The sequence below is a fragment of the Streptomyces sp. NPDC012510 genome, from assembly GCF_042955065.1.
Classification (GTDB): Bacteria; Actinomycetota; Actinomycetes; order Streptomycetales; family Streptomycetaceae; genus Streptomyces.
The window spans coordinates 176,213-193,575 of record NZ_JBIBEN010000004.1 but is presented as its reverse complement, the minus strand read 5'-3'; the positions used below and the strand labels follow the sequence as shown (position 1 = coordinate 193,575).

13 protein-coding genes and 1 tRNA gene are annotated in these 17,363 nt (G+C 69.8%); 10 read left to right on the top strand and 4 right to left on the bottom strand.

All coding sequences use genetic code 11. The features are described 5' to 3' along the window. Positions 1 to 198 precede the first annotated feature (198 nt). The 4 genes from ACFY9I_RS08690 to ACFY9I_RS08675 all read left to right on the top strand — a co-directional run bounded on the left by ACFY9I_RS08690 (position 199) and on the right by ACFY9I_RS08675 (position 7,737). Positions 199 to 1,707 carry a cytochrome ubiquinol oxidase subunit I gene (locus ACFY9I_RS08690; RefSeq protein WP_390998471.1) on the top strand — a complete coding sequence of 503 codons (1,509 nt, stop codon included), beginning with the start codon at positions 199 to 201 and terminating at the stop codon, positions 1,705 to 1,707. 27 nt (positions 1,708 to 1,734) lie between these two features. Beyond that, positions 1,735 to 2,739 carry a cytochrome d ubiquinol oxidase subunit II gene (cydB, locus tag ACFY9I_RS08685; RefSeq protein ID WP_390998469.1) on the top strand — a complete coding sequence of 335 codons (1,005 nt, stop codon included), beginning with the start codon at positions 1,735 to 1,737 and terminating at the stop codon, positions 2,737 to 2,739. A 99-nt stretch (positions 2,740 to 2,838) separates the two neighbouring features. Then, the gene (gene cydD / locus ACFY9I_RS08680) at positions 2,839 to 6,489 is read left to right on the top strand and encodes a thiol reductant ABC exporter subunit CydD (RefSeq protein ID WP_390998466.1); all 3,651 of its coding nucleotides are present in this window, start codon (positions 2,839 to 2,841) and stop codon (positions 6,487 to 6,489) included. Between the two features lie 174 nt (positions 6,490 to 6,663). Further along, a complete protein-coding gene (locus ACFY9I_RS08675) occupies positions 6,664 to 7,737 on the top strand; it encodes a peptidoglycan DD-metalloendopeptidase family protein (RefSeq protein ID WP_390998465.1) in 1,074 nt (357 codons plus the stop codon). A gap of 51 nt (positions 7,738 to 7,788) precedes the next feature. On the opposite strand, the gene ACFY9I_RS08670 is transcribed toward ACFY9I_RS08675, so the two are convergent. From ACFY9I_RS08670 to ACFY9I_RS08655, 4 genes are all read right to left on the bottom strand, one after another. Next, positions 7,789 to 8,658: a Cof-type HAD-IIB family hydrolase gene (locus ACFY9I_RS08670; protein ID WP_390998462.1), complete on the bottom strand. Its 870-nt coding sequence runs from the start codon at positions 8,656 to 8,658 to the stop codon at positions 7,789 to 7,791. Positions 8,659 to 8,855: 197 nt separating this feature from the next. Further along, positions 8,856 to 9,758: an LLM class flavin-dependent oxidoreductase gene (locus tag ACFY9I_RS08665; RefSeq protein ID WP_390998461.1), complete on the bottom strand. Its 903-nt coding sequence runs from the start codon at positions 9,756 to 9,758 to the stop codon at positions 8,856 to 8,858. A 55-nt stretch (positions 9,759 to 9,813) separates the two neighbouring features. Further along, the gene (locus tag ACFY9I_RS08660; protein ID WP_390998459.1) at positions 9,814 to 10,362 is read right to left on the bottom strand and encodes an RNA 2'-phosphotransferase; all 549 of its coding nucleotides are present in this window, start codon (positions 10,360 to 10,362) and stop codon (positions 9,814 to 9,816) included. A gap of 207 nt (positions 10,363 to 10,569) precedes the next feature. Beyond that, positions 10,570 to 12,336 (bottom strand): SDR family oxidoreductase, encoded by a 1,767-nt coding sequence (locus tag ACFY9I_RS08655; RefSeq protein WP_390998456.1) that lies wholly within the window; start codon positions 12,334 to 12,336, stop codon positions 10,570 to 10,572. Positions 12,337 to 12,844: 508 nt separating this feature from the next. Between ACFY9I_RS08655 and ACFY9I_RS08650 the strand changes: the two genes are divergently transcribed. The 6 genes from ACFY9I_RS08650 to ACFY9I_RS08625 all read left to right on the top strand — a co-directional run bounded on the left by ACFY9I_RS08650 (position 12,845) and on the right by ACFY9I_RS08625 (position 17,226). Continuing rightward, a complete protein-coding gene (locus tag ACFY9I_RS08650; RefSeq protein ID WP_390999150.1) occupies positions 12,845 to 13,834 on the top strand; it encodes an ATP-binding cassette domain-containing protein in 990 nt (329 codons plus the stop codon). Continuing rightward, positions 13,824 to 14,762: an ABC transporter permease subunit gene (locus ACFY9I_RS08645; RefSeq protein WP_390998454.1), complete on the top strand. Its 939-nt coding sequence runs from the start codon at positions 13,824 to 13,826 to the stop codon at positions 14,760 to 14,762. Before ACFY9I_RS08650 ends, ACFY9I_RS08645 begins: the two co-directional genes overlap by 11 nt. Then, positions 14,759 to 15,670, top strand: a complete 912-nt coding sequence (locus ACFY9I_RS08640; RefSeq protein WP_257565646.1) for an ABC transporter ATP-binding protein — start codon at positions 14,759 to 14,761, stop codon at positions 15,668 to 15,670. The genes ACFY9I_RS08645 and ACFY9I_RS08640 overlap by 4 nt, the downstream gene beginning before the upstream one ends. A gap of 10 nt (positions 15,671 to 15,680) precedes the next feature. Next, positions 15,681 to 16,400 (top strand): ABC transporter permease subunit, encoded by a 720-nt coding sequence (locus ACFY9I_RS08635; RefSeq protein WP_390998450.1) that lies wholly within the window; start codon positions 15,681 to 15,683, stop codon positions 16,398 to 16,400. A gap of 277 nt (positions 16,401 to 16,677) precedes the next feature. After that, on the top strand, positions 16,678 to 16,857 hold the full coding sequence (locus ACFY9I_RS08630; protein ID WP_390999148.1) for a hypothetical protein: 180 nt from the start codon (positions 16,678 to 16,680) through the stop codon (positions 16,855 to 16,857). 285 nt (positions 16,858 to 17,142) lie between these two features. Then, positions 17,143 to 17,226, top strand: a tRNA-Ser gene (locus tag ACFY9I_RS08625). Positions 17,227 to 17,363: the final 137 nt, after the last annotated feature.

Here is a 17,363-nt window from a genome sequence, read left to right as displayed (position 1 = left end):
CGGGGCTTGTCCCCGGGCCCCCTGCTGTGTTCTGTCCCACTCTTGTGTTTTTGGGACCCCCACCCTCATGCCTCGAACAGCCATGCGCCATAATTGCTTGTGAATGTGAACGCGTTCACAAGCTCGTCCCGGTTGTCCTGTGATGTACGTGACAAACGGGGCAAACTGCCGCAGTGCCACGGCATGTAAGGAGAAGACGTGGACCTCGCTCTGGCGCCGGAGACTCTGGCGCGATGGCAGTTCGGTATCACGACCGTCTACCACTTCCTCTTCGTCCCGCTCACGATCTCGCTCGCCGCGCTGACCGCCGGCCTGCAGACCGCCTGGGTGCGCTCGGGGAAGGAGAAGTACCTCAAGGCGACCAAGTTCTGGGGCAAGCTCTTCCTGATCAACATCGCGATGGGCGTCGTCACCGGCATCGTGCAGGAGTTCCAGTTCGGCATGAACTGGTCCGACTACTCGCGCTTCGTCGGCGATGTCTTCGGAGCCCCGCTGGCCTTCGAGGCGCTGATCGCCTTCTTCTTCGAGTCGACCTTCATCGGGCTGTGGATCTTCGGCTGGGACAAGCTCCCGCAGAAGATCCACCTCGCCTGCATATGGATGGTCTCCATCGGCACGATCCTGTCGGCCTACTTCATCCTCGCGGCCAACTCCTGGATGCAGCACCCCGTCGGGTACCGGATCAACGAGGCGAAGGGCCGGGCCGAGCTCACCGACTTCTGGCTCGTCCTGACCCAGAACACCGCGCTCACCCAGGTTTTTCACACCCTCTCCGCGGCCTTCCTCGCGGGCGGCGCCTTCATGGTGGGCATCGCCGCTTTCCATCTGGCCCGCAAGAAGCACATACCGGTGATGAAGACCTCGCTGCGTCTCGGCCTGGTCACCGTGGTGATCGCCGGCCTGCTCACCGCGATCAGCGGCGACCTGCTCGGCAAGGTCATGTTCAAGCAGCAGCCGATGAAGATGGCCGCCGCCGAGGCTCTGTGGGACGGCGAGGCGCCCGCACCGTTCTCCGTCTTCGCCTACGGCGACGTCGACCAGGGCCACAACAAGGTCGCCATCGAGGTCCCGGGCCTGCTGTCCTTCCTCGCCAACGACGACTTCGACTCGTACGTCCCCGGCATCAACGACGTCAACAAGGCCGAGCAGGAGAAGTACGGGCCCGGCGACTACCGGCCCAACATTCCCGTTGCCTACTGGGGCTTTCGATGGATGATCGGCTTCGGCATGGCGTCCGTAGCGATCGGCACGGTCGGCCTCTGGCTCACCCGCCGGAAGTTCCTGCTGCCGCGGCATCTGCGGGTCGGCGACGACGAGATGCCGCATCTCGTGCTGCTGCCGAAGAAGGCCCTGGGCCCGACCCTCACCAAGTGGTACTGGCGCATCGCGGTCCTGACTCTGGGCTTCCCGCTGATCGCCAGTTCCTGGGGCTGGATCTTCACCGAGATGGGCCGCCAGCCGTGGGTCGTCTACGGCGTGCTGCGCACCGAGGACGCGGTCTCCCCCGGTGTCTCCCAGGGAGAGATCCTCACCTCGATGATCGTCTTCACCACGCTCTACGCCATCCTCGCCGTTGTCGAGGTCAAGCTGCTCGTGAAGTACGTCAAGGCGGGTCCGCCCGAGCTGACGGAGGCCGACCTCAACCCGCCCACGAAGATCGGCGGCGACTCCCGTGACGCCGACAAGCCGATGGCCTTCTCGTACTAGGCCGCACCGGGCCAAGGGAGCACAGTCATGGAACTTCACGACGTCTGGTTCGTCCTCATCGCCGTCCTGTGGATCGGCTACTTCTTCCTGGAGGGCTTCGACTTCGGGGTCGGTGTCCTCACCAAGCTGCTGGCCCGCAACCGTCCGGAGAAGCGGGTCCTCATCAACACCATCGGGCCCGTCTGGGACGGCAACGAGGTGTGGCTGCTGTCGGCGGGCGGCGCGACTTTCGCCGCCTTCCCCGAGTGGTACGCCACCCTCTTCTCCGGCTTCTATCTGCCCCTGCTGCTCATCCTGGTCTGCCTGATCGTCCGAGGTGTCGCCTTCGAGTACCGGGTGAAGCGGCCCGAGGAGAGGTGGCAGCGCAACTGGGAGACGGCGATCTTCTGGACCTCGCTGCTCCCCGCCTTCCTTTGGGGTGTGGCCTTCGCCAACATCGTGCGCGGAGTGAAGATCGACCGGGACTTCGAGTACGTGGGCAACCTCACCGATCTGCTCAACCCGTACGCGCTCCTGGGTGGTTTGGTCACCCTGACGCTGTTCACCTTCCACGGGACGGTGTTCGTCGGGCTGAAGACCGTAGGCGACATCCGGGAGCGGGCGCGGAAGCTGGCGCTGGGTGTGGGCGCCGTGGCGGCCGCACTGGCGCTTCTCTTCCTGCTCTGGACGCAGATCGAGAAGGGGGACGGTGTCTCGCTGGTCGCGGCGGTCGTGGCCGTTGCCGCACTCATCACGGCCCTGGCGGCGGTCCGAGCAGGACGCGAGGGATGGGCGTTCGCCCTGTCGGGGATCACGATCGTGGCTGCCGTCGCGATGCTCTTCCTGACGCTCTTCCCGAACGTCATGCCGTCCTCGCTGAACGAGGACTGGAGCCTCACGGTCACCAACGCCTCGTCCAGCCCGTACACCCTGAAGATCATGACGTGGTGTGCGGCGATCGCCACGCCGGTCGTGATGCTCTACCAGGGGTGGACGTACTGGGTGTTCCGCAAGCGGATCGGTACCCAGCACCTCGCCGAGTCGACCCACTGAGTCCCGAAGGGGAGGTGCGTTTCACGATGTTTCACGTGAAACACACCTCCCCGTATCGAAGAGGCATGTTTCACGTGAAACATGTGCGCTGAGAAGAGGGTGTTTCACGTGAAACCGATCGACCCGCGACTGCTGCGGTACGCCCGCGCCACCCGACTCTTCCTGGTGGCGGTCGTCGGTCTGGGGGTGGTCGGGGCGGCGCTCGTCATCGCGCAGGCCATGCTCATCGCCGAAGTGGTGGTCGGTGCCTTCCAGCAGAGGATGCCGGTCGCTGAACTCCGCACTCCCCTGTTGTTTCTGACGGTCGTCGCGCTGGGCCGGGCGCTGGTTTCCTGGCTCACCGAGTTGGCCGCTCACCGCGCGAGCGCGGCGGTGAAGTCGGAGTTGCGGGGCCGGCTGCTGCAGCGGGCGGCCGCGCTGGGGCCCGGCTGGTTGAGCGGGCAGCGCACGGGCTCGCTGGTCGCCCTCGCCACCCGCGGGGTCGATGCTCTCGACGACTACTTCGCGCGCTATCTGCCGCAACTGGGCCTTGCCGTCGTCGTGCCCGTCGCGGTGCTCGCACGGATCGTCAGCGAGGACTGGGTGTCGGCGGCGATCATCGTCGGCACGTTGCCGTTGATCCCCGTGTTCATGGCGCTGATCGGCTGGGCCACTCGTGCGCAGATGGACCGTCAGTGGCGGCTGCTGTCCCAGCTTTCGGGGCATTTCCTCGATGTCGTCGCCGGGCTGCCGACGCTCAAGGTGTTCGGCCGGGCCAAGGCGCAGGCCGAGTCGATCAAGCGGATCACCGGCGAGTACCGGAAGGCGACCATGCGGACGCTGCGCATCGCGTTCCTGTCGTCCTTCGCGCTGGAACTGCTCGCGACGATCTCTGTCGCGCTGGTCGCGGTCACCATCGGGATGCGGCTGGTGCACGGCGAGATGGACCTGTACATCGGGCTGGTCATCCTCATCCTCGCCCCCGAGGCGTATCTGCCGGTCCGGCAGGTGGGTGCCCAGTTCCACGCGGCCGCCGAGGGGCTCGCAGCCGCCGAGGAGATCTTCGAGGTCCTGGAGACACCGCTCCCGGCTGCCGGCAACGGGCCTGTGCCGGCGGCCGGTGACCTTCGCTTCGACGGGGTGACGGTCCGCTATCCCGGGCGGTCCTACGACGCCGTCTCGAACGTGTCCTTCACGGTCGAACCCGGGGAGACGGTGGCCCTTGTCGGGCCGAGCGGAGTGGGTAAGTCCACGCTGCTGCACGTCCTGCTCGGGTTCACGGACATCACGGCGGGCGGGGTACGGGTCGGGGGAGCCGACCTCTCCTCGCTCGACCTGGACGAGTGGCGTTCACAGGTGGCCTGGGTGCCCCAGCGGCCGCATCTGTACGCCGGATCGATCGCCGAGAACCTCCGGCTGGCCCGTCCGGCAGCGGACGACGCGACGCTACGGAGGGCGCTTGCCGACGCGGGTGCGCTGGAGTTCGTGGACGCGCTGCCCGCCGGCGTCGAGACGGTCCTTGGTGAGGGAGGCGTCGGCCTCTCCGCCGGACAGCGGCAACGGCTCGCCCTTGCCCGGGCGTTCCTCGCCGACCGGCCCGTGCTGCTCCTCGACGAGCCGACGGCCTCGCTGGACGGCGAGACCGAGGCGGAGGTTGTAGAGGCGGTACGGCGGCTGGCGGTGGGTCGGACCGTGCTGCTGGTGGTGCACCGGCCGGCGCTGTTGGGGGTGGCCGATCGGGTGGTGCGGCTGGACGGGCGGACGGCTGGCGGGCTGCCCACCCAGAAGTCCCGACAGCGGGCGTCTGCGGGGTCGTTCGGGATCTACGAGGGAGCGGGAGAGGCAGCGTCTCAGAAAGAAGTCGGCGTGCCTGGGATGGCGACCGGTCGGGCCGTCGGTCCGGCGGCGGCCGAGGGGACTGCCGCCGGGCGGGCGTCCCTCGGTGCGGGTGCGGGTGCGGGTGCGGTTGGGGCCGGGGGCGGGGGCCTGGTACCTGGCTCCGACGAGTCGGCCCACGTCCCCCGGGGCGGTGTCCTCGGCCGTGTCCGTCATATGGCCGGGCCGCGTCGAGGGCGGCTCCTCCTCGCCCTGGTGCTCGGCGGCCTCGCGCTGGGCAGCGCCGTCGGGCTGATGGCGACCTCCGGGTGGTTGATCTCGCGGGCCTCGCAACAGCCTCCGGTCCTGTATCTGATGGTCGCGGTGACGGCGACGCGGGCCTTCGGGATCGGGCGGGCGGTGTTCCGGTACGCGGAGCGACTGGTGTCGCACGACACCGTGCTGCGGATGTTGGCGGATACCAGGGTGGCCGTCTACCGCCGCTTGGAGCGGCTGGCGCCCGCGGGGCTGCGGACGACCCGGCGGGGCGATCTGCTCTCCCGCCTGGTCGCCGATGTGGACGCCTTGCAGGACTACTGGGTGCGCTGGCTGCTGCCTGCCGGGGCCGCTGTGGCCGTGTCCGCCGCCTCGGTCGGGTTCACCGCCTGGCTGCTGCCCGAGGCGGGCGCCGTCCTCGCCGTGGGGCTGCTCGTCGCCGGGGCCGGAGTGCCGCTGCTCACCGGGGCCGTGGCGCGGCGCGCGGAGCATCGGCTGGCGCCTGCCCGGGGGGTGCTCGCCACGCGGGTCGCCGATCTGCTCACCGGCACCGCCGAGTTGACGGTCGCCGGTGCCCTGCCCGGCCGTACCGCCGAGGTACGGCACGCCGACCGCGTGCTCACCCGGATCGCTTCGCGAGCGGCCACCGCCACCGCACTGGGCGACGGGCTCACCGCGCTAGTCTCCGGGCTCACCGTCGCGGTCACCGCGCTCTTCGGTGCTCAGGCGGTCGTCGACGGGCGGCTGAGTGGTGTGGCCATGGCCGTGGTGGTCCTCACGCCCCTGGCCGCGTTCGAGGCGGTGCTGGGGATGCCGCTCGCCGTCCAGTTCCGCCAGCGGGTGCGCAGGAGCGCGGAGCGTGTGTACGAGGTGCTGGACGCTCCCGACCCCGTACGCGAACCGGGGGAGCCCGCCGAGGCACCGGTGTCGCCGTTCCCACTGCGGCTCCAAGGGCTCGGCGCGCGGTACGCCGGGCAGGACCGGGACGCGCTGTCCGGGCTGGATCTCACCCTCGACCAGGGGCGCAGGATCGCCGTGATCGGTGTCTCGGGGGCGGGCAAGACGACGCTCGCACAGGTGCTGTTGCGGTTCCTGGACGCGCGCGAGGGGACGTACACACTGGGCGGCGTGGACGCGTACGCGCTCGACGGCGACGACGTACGGCGGTTCGTCGGGCTGTGCGCCCAGGACGCGCACCTCTTCGACAGCTCGGTACGCGAGAACCTGTTGCTCGCCCGGAAGGACGCCGGCGAGGCGGAGCTGCGCGACGCGCTCGCGCGGGCGCGGCTGCTCGACTGGGCCGACGAACTGCCGGACGGGCTGGACACGCTGATCGGCGAGCACGGGGCGCGGCTCTCCGGCGGTCAGGGTCAGCGGCTCGCCCTCGCCCGGGCGTTGCTGGCCGACTTCCCGGTCCTGGTGCTCGACGAGCCCGCGGAACACCTCGACCTGCCGACCGCCGACGCCCTCACCGCCGACCTGCTGGCCGCGACAGAGGGCCGTACGACCCTGCTGATCACCCATCGGCTGACCGGCATCGAGGCCGTGGACGAGGTGATCGTGCTGGCGGAGGGACGCGTCGTACAGCGCGGCTCGTACGCCGAACTGACCGCAGTGGACGGCCCCTTGCGGACGATGGTGGACCGCGAGGCGGCAGGGGAGCTGCTCGCCGGGGTGTGAGCGGCACGGTGGCGGTCCGCGTGAAGCGTGCTGGTGACGTCCACAAGCCCTGCCGAACACCTCGCTGCCCGCCCCCTGTTCGGCCCAGTGCCTTGACCCGTCCGGGGCACGCCCTCCCCCGGCCGTACGACCCGAACAGGACCAGGGGCGTCGGGGCAGGCCACGATCTCTGGCATGCGCCTCTCTCGCCGACGTCGGCTGCTCGTCGTAGTGCCACTGTGTGTCGTGGCGCTGCTCGTGACCGGACCCACGGCGGCCGAGAGCGGCGGGGGTGGCGAGGGCGGTACTTCGACGGTGTCCGGTGGGGCCGGGATCAGCGCCCGGGTGACGCGGCTGTTCGAGGAGGCGGCGGTGGCGACACGGCGCTACGAGGCGGGGCGGAGGGTGGCGCAGACGCAGAAGGCGGAGGCGGAGCGGCTGGAGACGCTGCTCACGCGGGAGCGGAAACAGATGGCCGTGCTCAACGCCGGCCTGGGCCGGATCGCACGCGCCCAGTACCGCGAGGGCGGCGGAGTGCCGTACACCGCGCAGATGCTGCTCGCCGAGAATCCCGAGGAGTTGATGCGTGGTCAGCGGGCCGTCTGGCAGGCAGACCTGGCACTCAACAACGCCGTGGACAAGAGCCGCCGTGCCGAGGCGAGGCTCGCCGAGGACGAGGCGAAGGCCGCTACGGCCTGGCGGGCGCTGAATCGGCGGACCTCCGAGCTCGCCGAGATCAAGAAGGACATCCAGCAGAAGCTCGAAGAGGCGCAGTGGACGCTTCAGGGACAGGGCGACGCGGAGGTCGCGGCCGGTGCCTGCCGGGGAGCCGTCCGGCTGGACCAGCCGGACGGCGGCTCCAAGAGCCCATGGGTCCCGCCCGTGGAGACGTACGAACTCTCCGCGGGCTACGGCAGCGGTGGCGAGCGCTGGGCCAGTCGCCACACCGGGCAGGACTTCGCGGTGCCGATCGGCACACCCGTGCGGGCGGTCGGGGCGGGGCGGGTGGTGAAGGTGGCGTGCGGCGGTGCCTTCGGCATCGAGATCGTCGTCCAGCACTCGGACGGCTACTACACGCAGTACGCCCACCTCGCCGCTGTCACCGTCGACCAGGGCGACCGGGTGGGCCCGGGGCAGTGGATCGGCCAGGCGGGCACCACCGGCAACTCCACCGGACCGCACCTGCACTTCGAGGTACGGATCACGCCGGAGCTGGGGTCGAGCGTGGACCCCGTGCCGTGGCTGCGGAGGCACGGGGTGAAGCTGTAACGGGTTGTGGTGCGGGTGCGGGTTCGTAGGTGGATGCGGAGGCGGATGCGGCTACGGCCGTTCCGTCAGCAGCCGCTCGATCACGACCGCCACACCGTCCTCGTTGTTGGCGACGGTCCGGCCGGAGGCCGCCGCCACGACGTCCGGGTGCGCGTTGCCCATGGCGTACGACTGACCCGCCCAGGTGAGCATCTCGACGTCGTTCGGCATGTCACCGAAGGCGACGACCTCCTCGTGGGAGATGCCGCGCTCGGCGCAGCACAAGGCGAGCGTGCTGGCCTTGGAGACGCCCGGACCGCTGATCTCGAGCAGTGCGCTGGGGCTCGAGCGGGTGATGGTGGCGCGGTCCCCGACGGCGATGCGAGCCGTGGCGAGAAAGGCGTCGGGGTCGATCGAGGGGTGGTACGCCAGGATCTTCAGCACCGGCTCGTGGTCGGCGACCCCGCCCGGGGCCAGCAACTTCTCGGCGGGCGCGAGGGTGTCGGGGATTTCCATGTGGAGCTTCGGGTAGTCGGGCTCCTGGTTGAAGCTGTACGTCTGCTCAACCGCGTACACCGTGCCCGGTGCGGCTTCGCGCAGAAGGCGTACGGCGTCCAGCGCGTTCTCCCGCGCCAGCTCGCGGACCTTGACGAAGCGGTGGGCGCCGGGGCCGCCGTGCAGGTCGACCACGGCCGCCCCGTTACCGCAGATCGCGAGGCCGTGGCCGTGGACGTGTTCGCTGACGACGTCCATCCAGCGGGCCGGGCGCCCGGTGACGAAGAAGACCTCGATGCCGGCCTCCTCGGCGGCCGCGAGGGCGGCGACGGTACGGGGGGAGACCGACTTGTCATCGCGGAGCAGGGTGCCGTCGAGATCCGTGGCTATCAGCCGGGGCGGGACGGTCGGGGCCGGGGTCTCGGGCTGTCTCGTCGCTGAGGTCACGGATCCCATTGTCGCGCATAGGCGCGCACGGTCGTGCGGGCACCTGCACAAGTGAGTGATTACCGACCTTGCCGGGCTGCTGCCTGCGCTGTTGCAATCGCCCGCTCCCGCTCCCGCTCCCGAGCCCGCGCGCCGCGACCTGTGCCCGTGTCCCGCGCGACCCGTGCCCGTGTCCCGCGACCCGTCGGGTCCGCGTCTCACGCCAGCTGGGCGGGAGCCTCCATGGCGATCCGCTCGAAGACCTTCTCGTCCGCGGCGAAGTCCGAGTCCGGGATCGGCCAGTGAATCACCAGGTCGGTGAAGCCCAGCTCGGCGTGACGGCCCGCGAAGTCGACGAACGCGTCCAGCGACTCCATCGGCCGGCCGCGGTCCGGGGTGAAACCGGTGAGAAGGATCTTGTCGAGCCCGGCCGCGTCACGGCCGAGCGCGGCGGCCGTATCGGCCAGCCTCTCCACTTGTCCGCGAATGGCCTGAACCGACTCTTCGGGGGTGCCCGTCTCGTACAGCTTGGGCTCGCCGGTGGTCACCCATGCCTGCCCGTACCGTGCGGCCAGTCGCATACCGCGCGGCCCGGTGGCGGCCACGGCGAAGGGCAGCCGGGGGCGCTGGACGCAGCCGGGGATGTTCCGCGCCTCGTGGGCCGAGTAGTGGTCGCCCTCGTACGAGACGGAGTCCTCGGTGAGCAGCCGGTCGAGCAGGGGGACGAACTCGGCGAGCCGGTCGGCACGCTCGCGCGGCGTCCACGGCTCCTGGCCGAGCGCGGTGGCGTCGAAGCCGGTACCGCCCGCGCCGACGCCGAGGGTGATCCGGCCGTCGGAGATGTCGTCGAGGGAGATCAGTTCCTTGGCGAGGGTCACCGGGTGCCGGAAGTTCGGTGAGGTCACGAGCGTGCCGAGACGCATGTGGTTCGTGACGGCGGCCGCCGCGGTGAGGGTTGGTACGGCGCCGTACCACGGCCCGTCCCGGAAGGTCCGCCACGACAGGTGGTCGTAGGTGAACGCGGTGTGGAACCCGAGCTGCTCGGCCCGCTGCCATGTCGCGCGGCCGCCCTCGTGCCAGCGGAGGTAGGGCAGGATCACGGTGCTCAGACGCAGACTCATGCATCGAGCGTAAGCGCAGTCGGCGGATGGTCCGTACCCGTCTCGGCCGGTCCGTTCAGTGCGGTTCCGGGAACCGTACGTACTGGGGCGGCACCGCTTGGGTCAGCCACACGCCGTTGTCGCTGACGCGGAAGACGTGGCCGTCGCGGTGCATGGCGCCGGCGTCCACGGTGAGGACGACGGGGCGGCCACGGCGGGCGCCGACACGGGTGGCGGTTTCGCGGTCGGGGGAGAGATGGACGTCGTGCCGGTTCATGGCGCGCAGGCCCTCGGCCCGGATGGCGCCCAGAAAAGCGGTGACGGTCCCGTGGTAGAGGTGGGGCGGCGGGGTCGCCGACGGAAGGCCGAGGTCGACCTCGATGGTGTGGCCCTGGTTGGCGCGGATCCGGTCACCCGCGACCGCGAAGCGTCGCTTGTCGTTGGCCTCGACCACATGGTTGAGTTCCGCCCGGGTGAAGTGGAAGCCGTGGGAGGCGGCCGCCTCGATGAGAGTGTCGATGCTGACCCAGCCACCGTCGTCGAGCGTGAGCCCGATGCGCTCGGGCTGGTGTCGCAGGTGTTTCGAGAGGTACTTCGACACTCTCACCGTACGTCGTTCGTTCATCCCGCCAGCGTGCCCGGAGAGATACGTGTCACGCACTCGATTTTGCTCCGCATGTTTGATCCACAGCCAAGTGCGGTTATCCACAGGGGAATTGTAGATTCTGTGGACAACTTTCCCTTATATTCATGGTGTTTGGTCAATTTTATTACTTTTGTCTTCCGCTGTCCCGCACTGTTGCGCTGTTTCACGGTGTTTCGTTCCAGGCGCTCACAGCGGCGGCTTCAGCCGGGCCAGTGCGCGCAGCGCTCTCGGGGTGAACCGGGACATGAAGCGGCCGCTGTGCGCCTCCGGGGTGACGGGAACCACGGCCTGGTTGCGGACGACCGCGCGCAGGACGGCGTCGGCGACCTTCTCCGGCGGGTAGTTCCGCAGCCCGTACAGCCGTGCGGTTCTCCGCCGCCGTCGCTTCTCCTCCTCGGCGTCGACGCCGGCGAAGTGCGCGGTCGAGGTGATGTTGGTGTTGACGATGCCGGGGCAGATCGCCGACACGCCGATGCCCTTACCGGCGAACTCGGCGCGCAGACACTCGCTGAGCATCAGCACCGCCGCCTTGGACGTGCTGTAGGCGGGCAGCGACCTGGAGGGCAGATAGGCCGCCGCCGAAGCGGTGTTGACGATGTGGCCGCCCTGGCCGCGCTCGACCATCTGCTTCCCGAAGAGCCTGCAGCCGTGGATCACGCCCCACAGGTTGACGTCGAGGACCTTCCGCCAGTCCTCGGGGGTGGTGTCGAGAAAGGACCCCGCGAGGCCGATGCCCGCGTTGTTCACCAGTACGTCGACCACACCGTACTCACGGGCGACCTTCTCGGAGAGTTTCTCCATGGCCTGCTCGTCCGAGACGTCGACCGCCTCGGCCCAGGCCTCCGGGGCGCCGATCAGCCGGGACGACTCGGCGGTACGGGCCGCTCCTTCGGCGTCCACGTCGACGGCGATCACGCGCGCGCCGGCCTCGGCGAACGCGAAGGCGGTTGCCCGCCCGATACCACCGGCCGCACCGGTGACCAGCGCCAACTGCCCACCGAACCGGTCCGAGTACGTGCCGGTGGCCGCCGGTGCGGGTCGTCCGCCCTCGGTGGCCGTGACGAACTCGGTGATCCAGGCGGTCAGTTGATCGGGACGGGTGCGCGGGATCCAGTGCTTGGCGGCAAGTGTGCGGCGGGTCAGATGCGGAGCCCACGACTCCAGGTCGTCGTAGAGCCGTTCGGAGAGGAACCGGTCTTCCAAGGGCGTGATGAGCTGCACGGGCGCGTGCGCGTACGCGTCGTCGCGGGGGTGGGCCAGCCGGGCTCGCACGTTGTCCCGGTACAGCCACGCCCCGTGCGCGGCGTCCCTGGGCAGCGACGGGCTGGGGTAGTCGTCCTGGGACAGCTTCTCGGCCCGCCGGACCAGGCCGGGCCACTGCTTGCCGAGAGGGCCGCGCCAGGCGAGCTCGGGCAGTATGGGCGTGTTCAGGAGGTACACGTACCAGGATCTGGTGCCCTGGCCGAGGAGCTGACCGATCCGGCGCGGGGTCGGGCGCTTCACCCGCCTCTTGATCCAGTGCCCCATATGGTCGAGGGAGGGGCCTGACATCGAGGTGAAGGAGGCGATGCGCCCCTTGGTGCGCTCGACCGTCACGAACTCCCAGCCCTGCACCGAACCCCAGTCGTGCCCCACGAGATGCACGGGCCGGTCGGGGCTGACCGCGTCCACGACCGCGAGGAAGTCGTCCGTCAGCTTCTCGAGCGTGAACCCGCCGCGCAAGGGTTTCGGTGCCGTCGACCCACCGTGGCCGCGTACGTCGTACAGCACCACGTGGAAGCGCTCGGCGAGCCGTAGGGCGACCTCGGACCATACCTCTTTGGAGTCGGGGTAGCCGTGCACGAGCAGCACGGTCGGCTGCTCTTTGTCGCCCAGCTCGGCCACGCACAACTCGACTCCGTCCGCACGCACTCGACGCTCCCGAGCGTCGTCGAGCGTCTCCGCTCCCGTCATCTCTCCCCCTCCGCTCAGTAGCCGACGCCGCGCTCCCCAGCCGGTGGCGCTGCGTCCTCGCCGCCTCGCGCTCCGTGGCATCCCCGCAGGTCAGCCTTGGCCCCGGCCCTTCGGCGCAGGGGTCATGCCACTGCCCACCCGGTCTGCGTCGATTACTCTCCGTATTCATTCCGTGACACTGACGAATGTGACAGTGATGGCCGGCTGCGTCAATAGGGGTGTGCTGAGGCTGTGGATAACAGCCCGGCCGGAGAATCGGGCACGGAACGGCGACGCCGGTCGTTCACCCTCATGACTGCCGCTGCCGCTGCCGCTGCCGCTGCCGCTGCCGCAAGGCTCGGCTCCGGCTCCGGATCCGGATCCTCGCGTTGTTCGACCTGAGGGCGACCCCTAGGGGGACCGGCGAGTGATGCCCCCTACGGGCCCGTACGACTCGAGAGTGAGACGGATACAGCTCTGTGGGGTGACGACCGCGAAGGCTCTCGCCCCTAATGTCTAGATCGTGACTGTGATCGCGACCGAAAGCCTGAGCAAGCGGTTCCCGAGGGTGACCGCTCTTGACCGGCTCTCCGTGGACATCGGACCCGGTGTGACGGGACTAGTCGGGGCCAATGGCGCCGGCAAGTCCACACTGATCAAGATCCTGCTGGGTCTGTCCCCCGCCTCGGAAGGCCGTGCCCATGTGCTCGGTCTCGACGTGGCCTCGGAGGGCGCCGCCATCCGCGAACGGGTGGGGTACATGCCGGAGCACGACTGCCTGCCGCCCGACGTCTCGGCCACCGAGTTCGTCGTGCACATGGCCCGCATGTCCGGACTCCCGCCGACCGCCGCGCGCGAGCGCACCGCGGACACCCTGCGCCACGTCGGCCTGTACGAGGAGCGGTACCGCCCCATGGGCGGCTACTCCACGGGCATGAAGCAGCGGGTGAAGCTCGCGCAGGCCCTGGTGCACGATCCGCAGCTGGTCTTCCTGGACGAGCCGACCAACGGCCTGGACCCGGTCGGCAGGGACGAGATGCTCGGCCTGATCCGCCGCATCCACACCGACTTCGGCATCTCGGTCCTGGTCACCTCCCACCTGCTCGGCGAGTTGGAACGCACCTGCGACCACGTCGTCGTGGTCGACGGCGGCAAACTCCTGCGGTCCAGCTCCACCAGGGACTTCACCCAGAGCACGGCAACCCTCGCGATCGAGGTCACCGACAGCGATGACCACCCCGACGGCACCGGCGCGTTGCGCGAGGCGCTCCACGCGCGCGGTGTGACCGTCTCCGACGGCAGCGGGCTGCCGGGCGCCGGGCACATCCTCCTGCTCACCGCCCAGGGCGAGGAGACCTACGACCTGGTCCGCGACGTCGTCGCCGACCTGGGCCTCGGCCTCGTCCGCATGGAGCAGCGCAGGCACCACATCGCCGAGGTCTTCACGGACAACGACGAACAGACGGGCAGCCGCGGCGCCCAGGACGCACGGAAGGAGGCGGTCGGCCATGGCGGTTGAGCAGCACGGTGCACAGGCACCGGCCCTCACCGGTGGACAGCCCGCGCGCGCGGGCGAACAGAGCCGCATCCACAACATCGGATACCGCTCCTACGACGGTCCCCGTCTGGGGCGCGCCTACGCCCGCCGCTCGTTGTTCTCGCAGTCCCTGCGCGGTGCCTACGGGCTGGGCCGCTCGGCCAAGTCCAAGGTGCTGCCCATGCTGCTCTTCGCGGTGATGTGCGTACCGGCGGCCATCATGGTGGCGGTCTCCGTCGCCACCCAGGCCAAGGACCTGCCCATCAAGTACACGGACTACGCGGTCATCATGCAGGCCGTCATCGGCCTGTACGTCGCCTCCCAGGCACCGCAGTCCGTCTCGCGGGACCTGCGCTTCAAGACCGTCCCGCTGTACTTCTCGCGCCCGATCGAGACGGCCGACTACGTCCGCGCCAAGTTCGCGGCGCTGACCTCGGCACTCTTCATCCTCACAGCGGTGCCCCTGGTCGTGCTGTATGTGGGCGCGCTGCTGGCCGAGCTCGACTTCACCGACCAGACCAAGGGATTCGCGCAGGGACTGGTGTCCGTGGCACTGCTGTCGCTCCTCTTCGCCGGCATCGGCCTCGTGATCTCGGCGGTCACCCCGCGCCGCGGCTTCGGCATCGCGGCCGTCATCGCCGTCCTGACCATCTCCTACGGGGCCGTGTCCGTCGTCCAGGCCATCGCCGACGCACAGTCCAGCTCCGACGTGGTGCCCTGGCTCGGCCTCTTCTCGCCCATCACGCTGATAGACGGCGTGCAGACCGCCTTCCTGAGCGCCACGTCCGCCTTCCCCGGCGGACACGGCCCATCCAGCGGGCAGGGAGTCGTCTACCTCCTCGTCGTCCTGGGTCTCATCGCCGGCTCCTACGGCCTGCTGATGCGCCGCTATCGAAAGGTCGGGCTGTGACCACCCTCAACATCGACCACGTCTCACGCTGGTTCGGCAACGTGGTGGCCGTCAACGACGTCACGATGACGATCGGCCCCGGGGTCACCGGCCTGCTCGGCCCGAACGGCGCCGGCAAGTCCACCCTCATCAACATGATGGGCGGCTTCCTCGCCCCCTCCACGGGCTCCGTCACCCTCGACGGCAAGCCGGTGTGGCGCAACGAGCAGATCTACAAGCACATCGGCATCGTCCCCGAACGCGAGGCGATGTACGACTTCCTCACGGGCCGCGAATTCGTCGTCGCCAACGCCGAGTTGCACGGCCTCGGGGCGAAGGCCGCCCAGCGGGCGCTTGCCACGGTGGAGATGGAGTACGCGCAGGACCGCAAGATCTCGACGTACTCCAAGGGCATGCGCCAGCGCGTGAAGATGGCGTCGGCGCTGGTCCACGAGCCGTCCCTGCTCCTGCTGGACGAGCCGTTCAACGGCATGGACCCGCGCCAGCGCATGCAGCTCATGGACCTGCTGCGGCGTATGGGCGACGAGGGCCGCACGGTGCTGTTCTCGTCCCACATCCTCGAAGAGGTCGAGCAGTTGGCGGCCCACATCGAGGTGATCGTCGCCGGACGGCACGCGGCGAGCGGGGACTTCCGGCGCATCCGCCGCCTGATGACGGACCGCCCGCACCGCTATCTGGTGCGCTCCAGCGACGATCGTGCCCTGGCCGCCGCGCTGATCGCCGACCCGTCGACCGCCGGGATCGAAGTGGACCTGGCCGAGGGGGCGTTGCGTATCCAGGCCGTCGACTTCGGCCGGTTCACCACCCTTCTGCCGAGGGTGGCCCGGGACCACGGCATCCGTCTGCTCACGGTCTCACCGTCGGACGAGTCCCTCGAGTCCGTCTTCTCGTATCTCGTCGCGGCGTAGGAGGCCGAAGATGTACGACCCCACAGTCGCCCGGCTCACCTACCGGGCCCTGCTCGGCCGCCGCCGGGCCCTCATCCTCAGCGCACTGCCCGCCCTGCTGATCGTGCTGTCCGTGGCGGTCCGCTCCCTGAGCGGTGCCGACGACCAGGTGGCCGCGGACCTGCTAGGAGGGTTCGCGCTCGCCACCATGGTCCCGATCATCGGAGTCATCGCGGGAACGGGCGCGATCGGGCCGGAGATCGACGACGGCTCGGTGGTGTATCTGCTGGCCAAGCCGGTGAAGAGGCCGACGATCATCTTCACCAAGCTGATCGTGGCGATCGCGGTGACCATGGCGTTCTCGGCCGTACCGACACTGATCGCGGGTCTGATCCTCAACGGCAACGGGCAGCAGATCGCGGTCGCCTACACGGTGGCGGCGCTGGTCGCCTCGATCGCGTACGCGGCGATCTTCCTGCTCCTCGGGACGGTCACCCGGCACGCGGTCGTCTTCGGACTGGTGTACGCGCTCGTCTGGGAGACCCTCTTCGGCTCCCTGGTGGACGGTGCGCGCACGCTCAGCGTCCAGCAGTGGGCGCTGGCCGTGGCCCAGAAGGTCACCGACGGAGGTCTCGTGACCTCCGACGTGGGGCTGCCGACCGCGGTGATTCTGCTGACCGTCGTCACGGCCGGCGCGACCTGGTACGCGGGACAGAAGTTGCGGACGCTGAAGCTGGCCGGCGAGGAGTGACGGAACCCTCCGGGGCGCCCGCCCCGGAGGCCCACCCCCTCTTGATCTTGACGGTGGCTTCACGCATGCCAAGCCACACTGGGCGAAGCGGAAGGTGGGACAGCGGCCAGGAAGGACCGGCCTGGAGGCAGGAGGAGCGGGGATGGCAGCGGAGAGGTCGCCCGAGGGCGGCGAGGGGGAGAGCGCGGCAACCGACAGCACGGCCGGGACCGGGGCGGCTGCCGAACCCTCGGGGGAGGCGGGCGTCGGGGCCGGTGGTGCGGCGGCCTGGGACGACATCGTCCTGGACGACGACTTCATACGGTCCGCCGAGACGGCCGAGCCGTCGGCGCGGGCACGGATGCTCGCGGCGCGCTGGCGGAAGCAGGCTCCCGACCCGCAGCCGTGGCGGTCGGACGAGCCGCCCGCCGGATGGTTTTTCAGCAAGGCGCGACGACGCAAGTGGCGCCGCCGGTAACTCCCCCGCACGGCGGGTCCGGCGGGCGGGGGATATTGGGTGGCGGCCAACTCGTCCGCCGGGCACAGTGGTTGATGTCCAGGCCGCCGGGTCGAGCCGGCGCCACGTTCTGGGAGAGGAGCGCGGCGATGCCGTCCTTCAGGCGCGGTACGTCGAGTTCCCGGCAGGGCAGCCCGCGGCGGGCTCCGGAGTAGTTACCCCTCCGTCGAGTCCGTCCCCCTCAGGGGGAGCTGCCCGGGGCGGCCGCTTCGAGCGCGCGAATCGCTTCGCGTGGGTCGCCCACCCGGAGGATTGGCCGAGTGGTAAGGCACCGGCTTGCTAAGCCGTGGTCGGGTTCTGCCCGCGCACGTTCGATCCGTGCATCCTCCGCCGTTTCGCTGTCGCTGTGACGTGGCCGTGTACGTGGGCTCGCGCTTGTAGAGGGCTTCCCGTGGCCGGACTGCCCGACCGCGGGCCCCTGTTGGCACAGCTCGGCGAGGTTTGAGCTGGCCGGGGCGGAGTTTCGC